The organism is Phenylobacterium sp., assembly GCF_016793285.1.
GTDB lineage: Bacteria > Pseudomonadota > Alphaproteobacteria > Caulobacterales > Caulobacteraceae > Phenylobacterium.
The window spans coordinates 1-5,662 of the sequence record NZ_JAEUMO010000237.1 but is presented as its reverse complement, the minus strand read 5'-3'; the positions used below and the strand labels follow the sequence as shown (position 1 = coordinate 5,662).

At 71.5% G+C, this 5,662-nt stretch carries 7 protein-coding genes; 2 read left to right on the top strand and 5 right to left on the bottom strand.

Going from position 1 to position 5,662, the window contains the following annotated elements; translation table 11 throughout:
- On the bottom strand, positions 1-1,016 hold a 1,016-nt coding region (locus JNL41_RS20325; RefSeq protein ID WP_293478000.1), incomplete at its 3' end, for a SulP family inorganic anion transporter.
- Between the two features lie 135 nt (positions 1,017-1,151).
- Here JNL41_RS20325 and JNL41_RS20320 point away from each other — a divergent pair.
- On the top strand, positions 1,152-1,652 hold the full coding sequence (locus JNL41_RS20320; RefSeq protein ID WP_293477999.1) for a PaaI family thioesterase: 501 nt from the start codon (positions 1,152-1,154) through the stop codon (positions 1,650-1,652).
- Positions 1,653-1,680: 28 nt separating this feature from the next.
- Here the strand turns inward: JNL41_RS20320 and JNL41_RS20315 are convergent, their stop codons facing one another.
- Genes JNL41_RS20315 through murC form a run of 3 tightly spaced genes read right to left on the bottom strand, consistent with a single transcriptional unit; the run spans position 1,681 to position 4,558 of the window.
- The gene (locus JNL41_RS20315; RefSeq protein ID WP_293477998.1) at positions 1,681-2,229 is read right to left on the bottom strand and encodes a histidine phosphatase family protein; all 549 of its coding nucleotides are present in this window, start codon (positions 2,227-2,229) and stop codon (positions 1,681-1,683) included.
- A 2-nt stretch (positions 2,230-2,231) separates the two neighbouring features.
- The gene (gene murB, locus JNL41_RS20310; RefSeq protein ID WP_293477997.1) at positions 2,232-3,131 is read right to left on the bottom strand and encodes a UDP-N-acetylmuramate dehydrogenase; all 900 of its coding nucleotides are present in this window, start codon (positions 3,129-3,131) and stop codon (positions 2,232-2,234) included.
- A complete protein-coding gene (murC, locus tag JNL41_RS20305) occupies positions 3,128-4,558 on the bottom strand; it encodes a UDP-N-acetylmuramate--L-alanine ligase (RefSeq protein WP_293477996.1) in 1,431 nt (476 codons plus the stop codon). Before murC ends, murB begins: the two co-directional genes overlap by 4 nt.
- A gap of 102 nt (positions 4,559-4,660) precedes the next feature.
- On the opposite strand from murC, the gene purQ reads away from it, so the two are divergent.
- Positions 4,661-5,323, top strand: a complete 663-nt coding sequence (gene purQ / locus JNL41_RS20300; RefSeq protein ID WP_293477995.1) for a phosphoribosylformylglycinamidine synthase subunit PurQ — start codon at positions 4,661-4,663, stop codon at positions 5,321-5,323.
- A 103-nt stretch (positions 5,324-5,426) separates the two neighbouring features.
- On the opposite strand, the gene JNL41_RS20295 is transcribed toward purQ, so the two are convergent.
- The coding region (locus tag JNL41_RS20295) for a DUF885 family protein (RefSeq protein ID WP_293477994.1) at positions 5,427-5,662 on the bottom strand (236 nt) is incomplete at its 5' end.

The following is a 5,662-nucleotide window of genomic DNA, read 5'->3' as shown; positions in this document are numbered from 1 at the left end:
AGGAAGGCGGCGTGGAACATGCCCGCGAACGGGCTCGCCGCGCCGGCGCGCACGTTGGCGGCGGTGCGCGCGATCGTGCCCGTGACCGCGATGCCGCCGAACAGGGCCGAGGCCACGTTGGCGATCCCCTGGGCGATCAGTTCCATGTTCGAGCGATGCACGCGGCCGGTCATGCCGTCGGCCACCTTCGCCGACAGCAGGCTCTCGAGGCCGCCGAGCAGCGTGAACGCCAGCGCCGCGGGCAGCAGGTCCGCGAGGCGGGCCGGCGACATGTCGGGCAGGTGCGGCGCGGGCAGGCCCGCCGGGATGCCGCCGAAACGGCTGCCGATCGTCTCCACCGGCAGGCCGAGGCCCCACGCCGCCAGCGTGGCCGCCACCACCGCGAAGAGCATGCCCGGCCAGCCGGGCCGCCAGCGGCGAAGGCCGAGGATGAAGGCGGCGACCGCCGCCCCCAGCGCCAGCGCGGCGGGGTTCAGGGTCGGCGCCGCGGCGGCCAGCACGAGAAGCTTCTCGCCCACCGGGCCCGGTTCGGAGCCGGCGAGCCTGAGGCCCGCCAGGTCGCGGAGCTGACTCGCCGCGATGGTGACCGCGATGCCGGTGGTGAAGCCCACCGTCACCGCATGCGGAACATGGCGGATCAGGCCGCCCAGCCGCAGCGCGCCGACGAGCGCCAGCATCACCCCGGACATCAGGACGGTGAGCGCCAGCCCCTCGGGCCCGTGGCGCGCCACGGTGGCCGACACCAGCACGATGAAGGCGCCTGCCGGCCCGCCGATCTGCACGCGACTGCCGCCCAGCGCCGAGACCAGGAAGCCGCCCACGATGGCCGTCACCAGCCCCTGGGCCGGCGAGACGCCCGAAGCGACGGCGATCGCCATGGAGAGCGGCAGCGCCAGGATCGCCACGGTGAGCCCGGCCATCGCGTCGCGGCGCAGCGCGGCCGGTCCGTAGCCCTCCGCCAGGGTGGTGGCGAGCTTCGGCCGGTAGAGATGCGCCGTCGCGGTCCCGTCAGGCATGGCGTGAGAATCTTCCCTGGCCGCCAGCCTATCCGTGATCTCGATCAAGCGGCAGGGGCCATGCGGCCGCAGCCTCTGCTGCCGCCATGCTGTCAGCAGGACGTCGGCAGGGTGCGGCGACGAAATGGAGGTCCCATGCCTGTCCCGCACGCTCCCGACCTGTCGCCTTCCGACGAACGGCCGGACTCCGGGCAAGAGGCCGGAGCGTGGGAACCCCACGCTCTCGAAGGGCTGGCGCGCCCGCCCTGCGCCGAGCTGCTGGGTTGGGAGATCGTGGAGGCGCGGCCCGCCGACGGCTGGATCCGCATCCGCTTCGAGGCGCGGCGCGAGTTCACCAACCCGGCGGGCTTCATCCAGGGCGGCTTCCTGGCGGCGATGCTGGACGACACCATGGGCCCCGCGATGTTCATCTATGGCGAGGGCCGCGTCTTCACCCCGACCATCGACATGCATGTGAGCTACCTGACGCCCGCACGCCCGGGCCCGCTCTACGGCGAGGGCCAGGTGATCCAGGCCGGCAAGAGCATCGCCTTCCTGGAGGGGAAGCTGATGGACCTGTCCGGGACGGTGGTGGCCCGCGCGACGGCCAGCGCGCGGCTGGTGCCGGCGGAGAAGGCGCTCGCGCCCGCCGCCTGACCCTCATTCGCGCCGGCTCGATGGGGAGTCAGCTCATCCGCTCGATCAGCCGGCCGTCCGCGTCCAGCACGAAGGCGTCGGGCATGTGGAGGCTGCGCCAGAGGTCATGGGCGTCGCAGTTCAGCTTTTCGCCCAGGTAGACGCTGAGGATCGTGCCGTGAGTGACGGCGACGAGCGGGGCGCCTTCGTGGCGGGCCAGGGTGGCGGCGAGGCGCTCGGCGGCGGCATGGGCGGTCTCGACGCCGCCCACCGGCTCGGACGGCTTGTCGAACACCGCCGCGATGCGCTGGCGGAAGGCCTGTTCCGAGCCGAAGGAGAGCTGCTGGCGCTTGTGCTCGTGCAGGCCGGGGTCGACGTCGACCTTCAGGCCCACCCGGTCGCCGAGGATCTGGGCCGTCTGGAGCGCCTTGGGCTCGGGGCTGGAGACGACGGCGGTGGGCGCATAGGCGGCGATGCGCTCCGCCAGCTTCGCACAGCCGTCACGGCCCTCGGGACACAGCGGCCAGGTGGTCGACGGCGTGGCAGGGTCGATCGCCGGCCGGCCGTGCCGCACCAGGATGAGCGCCGCCTGCGCCACCGTCAGACCCTCCCGATCCGCTTGATCTCCCAGTGGAGATCGACGCCCGTCTTCGCCTTCACGTCGGCGCGCACCGCCTCGCCCAGGCCCTCCAGGTCGGCGGCCGTCGCCTCCCCGGTGTTGATCATGAAGTTCGCGTGCAGCGGCGAGAACATGGCCCCACCGTACAGCTTTCCGCGCCATCCCGCCTCATCAACAAGTTTCCATGAGGAATGTCCGGGCGGGTTCTTGAACGTCGAGCCGCCGGTCTTCTCGCGGATCGGCTGGGTGGTTTCGCGGCGCGCGGTGATCTCGTCGATGCGCCGCTGGACGGCGCTGGGGTCGTCCGGACGGCCGCGGTAGGTCGCCTCAACCCAGACGATGTCGGCCGGCGCCTCGGAGTGGCGGTAGGCGTAGCCGAAGTCGGCGAGCTGGAAATCGCGGCGCGCGCCGCTGCGGTCGTAGCCCCAGGCCGAGACCAGAACGTCTTTCGTTTCCGCACCGTAGCAGCCGGCGTTCATGGTCAGCGCGCCGCCGATCGTGCCCGGGATGCCGGCGTAGAACTCCAGGCCCGCGAGGCCGGCCCTGGCGGCGCTGCGGGCGACCGCGGCGTCGAGGGCGGCGGCGCCCGCGGTGATGGCGTCGCCGTCCACCGTGACCCCGGCGAAGGCGCGGCCGGCCAGGCGGATGACGGCTCCGGGCACGCCGCCGTCGCGGATGATGACGTTCGAGCCGACGCCCAGGACCGTCACCGGAACCTCCGCAGGCAGGGCTTCGAGGAACGCGCCGAGATCGTCCTCATCCGCCGGCAGGAACAGCAGCTCGGCCGCGCCGCCGACCCGGAACCAGGTGAACGGCCCCAGCGGCTCGTCGCGCAGCAGCTTGCCGCGGACGCCCGGCAGCTTGTCGCGCCAGTCCGTCACTTGCAGAGCGCTTCCAGCTCGCCGGGCAGCGCATAGGCCCAGTTGGTGATGTCGCCGGCGCCCAGCAGGACGACGAGGTCGCCGGCGCTGGCCTCTTCGTTCACCAGCCCGGCAAGCTCCGCGGGCGCGCCCAGCGGCAGGACGTGGCGGTGGCCGAAGCGGCGCAGGCCGGCGACGAGGTCGTCCTTGCCGGCGCCCTCGATCGGCGCTTCGCCCGCGGCATAGACGTCGGCCACGATCACCGTGTCGGCGTCGGCGAAACAGGCGCAGAAGTCGTCGAACAGGTCGCGCAGGCGGGTGTAGCGATGCGGCTGGACCACCGCGATCACCCTGCCCTCGGTCACCGCCCGGGCGGCCTTCAGCACCGAGGCGATCTCGACCGGGTGGTGGCCGTAGTCGTCGATCACGCGGACGCCGTTCGCGACGCCCGTGGTGGTGAAGCGCCGGCGCACGCCGCCGAACGCCTTGAGGCCCTTGCGGATGGCCGCCTCGTCCAGGCCCAGCTCGCGCGCGACGGCCACGGCGGCCAGGGAATTCAGCACGTTGTGATGGCCTGGCATGGGCAGGTGCAGGTCCGCATAGCGGAGCGGTTCGCCGCCCGTTCCTGCAGAAATCGGCGGCCGGATCACGACGTCGTAGTGCGCGCCGTCGGGGCCCATGGTGATGTTCTCGGCGCGGACCTGAGCCTGCGGATTGACGCCGTAGGTGACCAGGCGGCGGTTCTCGACGCGGGCGGCCATTGCCTGGACCTCGGCGTGGTCGGTGCAGACCGCCGCGAAGCCGTAGAACGGGATGTTCTCCACGAAGTCGCGGAAGGCCTTCTTCACCGCGTCGAAGTCGCCGTAGTGGTCGAGGTGCTCGGGGTCGATGTTGGTCACCACGGCCGCGGTCGACTTCAGCTTCAGGAAGGTGCCGTCGCTCTCGTCGGCCTCGACGACGATCCACTCGCCGGCGCCCACCTTCGCGTTGGTGCCGTAGGTGTTGATGATGCCGCCGTTGACCACCGTGGGATCCAGGCCGCCGGCGTCCAGCAGCGAGGCGATCATCGACGTGGTGGTGGTCTTGCCGTGCGTGCCGCCCACGGCCACCGAGAACTGGAGCCGCATCAGCTCGGCCAGCATCTCGGCGCGGCGCACCAGCGGCAGGCGCTTCTCGCGCGCGGCCGCCATTTCCGGATTGTCGGCCTTCACGGCGGTCGAGTAGACGACGGCGTAGGCGCCTTCGACGTTCGCCGGATCGTGGCCCACGAAGATCTTCGCGCCCAGCTTCTCCAGCCGCTCGGTGTTGGCGCTGGCCTTCGCGTCCGAGCCCTGCACCGTGTAGCCGGTTCGCATCATGATCTCGGCGATCCCGCTCATGCCGATGCCCCCGATGCCGATGAAGTGGACGGGACCGATCTCGAACGGAACAGGGCGGCGGGTCGTCATGCGCGGAGTCCTAGGACGCTTCCCGCCGGAGCGGAAGGCCGCGGGAAGCATCCGGGTGGCAAGGGTCGCGCGCCGGGGCAAACGGTGCTAACGCGCGGCGCCATGAAAGCCGCCGTCATCGTCTTCCCGGGTTCGAACTGCGACCGCGACTGCAAGGTGGCCATCGAACGGTCCACCGGCGCCCATGTCGACATGGTCTGGCACGGCGACACCGCCCTGCCCGCCGGCGTCGACCTGATCGTGCTCCCGGGCGGCTTCAGCTACGGCGACTACCTGCGCTGCGGGGCCATGGCCTCGCTCTCGCCGATCATGGGCGAGGTGAAGGCGGCGGTCGGGCGCGGCGTCGCCACGGTCGGCATCTGCAACGGCTTCCAGATCCTCTGCGAGATGGGCCTGCTGCCCGGCGCGCTGCTGCGCAACGAGAAGCTGAAGTACGTCTGCAAGGCCGTCGAACTCGAGGTCACCAACAGCCAGACCCGCTTCACCGCGGGCTACCAGGGCCGCCGCAGCGCCGTGATGACCGTGGGCAACGGCGAGGGCAACTTCTTCGCGGACGAGCCCACGCTGGACCGCCTGGAGGGCGAGGGCCAGGTGGTCTTCCGCTACCTGAAGAACCCCAACGGCTCAGCCCGCGACATCGCCGGCATCGTCAACGCCAGGGGCAACGTGCTGGGCCTCATGCCCCATCCCGACCGCGCCTTCGAAGCCGAACTCGGCAGCGCCGACGGCGCCATCCTCTTCCAGAGCGCGCTGGCCAGCGCCTGAGCCCGCGCGAAGCGCAGGAATCGAACCGCGGAAAACGCGGAAGAACGCGGAATTCGCGCCGGTTCTTTCCGCGCCTTTCCGCGTCTTCCGCGGTTCATTGCACCTAAGGCGCCGCCTTGGCTTTCTGGAAGTCGACCGGCATCGGATCGCGTCCGCCCTCGGCGATGAACCGGTCGATGCGGGCGTGCAGCACCGGGGTCGGCACGCTGCCCATCGACAGCACCGTGTCGTGGAAGGCTCGGATGTCGAACTTCGGCCCCAGCGCCTTCTCGGCCTTCGCCCGCGCCTCCTTGATGGCCATCATGCCCAGGTAGTAGCTCACCGCCTGCCCCGGCCAGG

Coding starts and splice junctions, on each gene's coding strand:
- purQ (WP_293477995.1), top strand. CDS start 4,661: ATGAAAGCCGCCGTCATCGTCTTCCCGGGTTCGAACTGCGACCGCGAC.
- JNL41_RS20320 (WP_293477999.1), top strand. CDS start 1,152: ATGCCTGTCCCGCACGCTCCCGACCTGTCGCCTTCCGACGAACGGCCG.
- murC (WP_293477996.1), bottom strand. CDS start 4,558: ATGACGACCCGCCGCCCTGTTCCGTTCGAGATCGGTCCCGTCCACTTC.